1 protein-coding gene is annotated in these 1575 nt (G+C 43.4%); it reads right to left on the bottom strand.

The window, feature by feature from the left end; all coding sequences use genetic code 11:
- On the bottom strand, positions 1-1575 hold a 1575-nt coding region (locus tag A3735_RS19180; RefSeq protein ID WP_068638485.1), incomplete at both ends, for an RND family transporter.

Below are 1575 nucleotides of genomic sequence, written 5' to 3'. Positions count from 1 at the left end.
CCATAAACCCTGCGACTAAAACGAAGGTTGTCACCCAAAGTGCAGTACCAACGGTTGCGAAAGCATATTGCACCGCTTGCTCGCTAGTATAGCCTTTCTCACGCCTAGCCCTTCGATACTTGCTTAAAAAGTGGACGGTATCATCAACGACGATACCCAGGACCATACCTGTTGCGGTACCTACGGATATGCCAACATTACCGTTGAAGATACCCCACAAACCAAATGCAGCACCAATAGGTATAAGGTTAGGGATTAGGCTAACCAAGCCCAGTTTGACTGACCTGAGTACGATCACCATGATGATACAAATTAGTATCAATGCATAACTTACCCCCGAAACCATACTCATAACGTTTCGCTCACCGATATGAGAGAACATGATATTCGGGCTCGCAGCATAGAACTCAGTAATATCGGTATTTGTCTCAAGCCATTCAGCAATATCCTTTTCAAGCGCTAAGGTTTTGTAGCTTGGTATATTGTTTAGTACAACAGTTAGTTTGATAGATGATTTATCTACGTTTAACTGGTTGTTGAGATCCAGCCCATAGGGGAGCGACATTTCATATAACAGTAAATATTGTGCCGCTAAATCTTGTGACTCCGGTAGCCGGAAGTATGACTCATCATCGGCATGCATATTTTTATTCAGGCGCTTGAATATCTCGGTAATCGTATCGACATGAACAACTTCTTCTCGAGCTTCAAGCCATTGGCTGAATGCCTCGACCTGTTGTAAGAATTTCGGGTTGCTTATCTCACCGGATTCTCCGGCAACTAGTGAGTATTCAATTGTATAAATGCCAGAAAGGTTTTCAGCGGTAAAGTCGGTGTCTTTTCTAAATTCTACACTTTGCTTGAAGTAACCGACAAAGTCGTCATTTATCATATTTAATGGTATAGCAGAGAAAATGGCGATTGTTACCAAGCCGGTACCGATCAAAATTTGTCTGCGTTTGTTAATGACGAAATTAGCGATTGCATCAAGGCCTTTGTGTGCTTTATCTGCTTGCTTCTTCTCTTTTACCGGTAGCACCATAACCAGTGCTGGAAGTAAAAATACTGATAGAAAGAATGCTGCAACGACGCCCATAGCTACAGTATTACCTAAATCTCTGAAGGGTGGAACTTCACTAAAGTTAAGTGTCATAAAGCCAACAACTGTTGTGATGCTGGTGATGAAAACCGGCTGGAAATTGATACGTATGGCTTCTTGCATTGCTTCGGCTTTAAGCATTCCGTGCCGCATGTTAAATAGAAAGGTCACTAGAATATGAACGCAATCGGCAACGGCCATTGTCATGATTACCGTGGGCGCTGAGGTGCTTGGACCGGTAAGCGTCCATCCTAGCCAACCGAACATTCCCATTGCGCTGACGATAGACATTATTATGACAACCAAGGTTACGGCGGTACCGGTGAACGAACGTAAAAGCAATAATAAGGTGAAGATTATTATCACAAACATGACCGGAAACAGGTTTGCAAGGTCGTCCTGGGCTGATTCAGAAAAGGCATTGCCTAGCATCACGCTACCTGTGATATAAACATCCAGGTGGGGGTAGTCTTCTT

This window comes from Oleiphilus sp. HI0061 (genome assembly GCF_001635675.1).
This window is presented reverse-complemented; position numbering and strand designations above follow the sequence as displayed.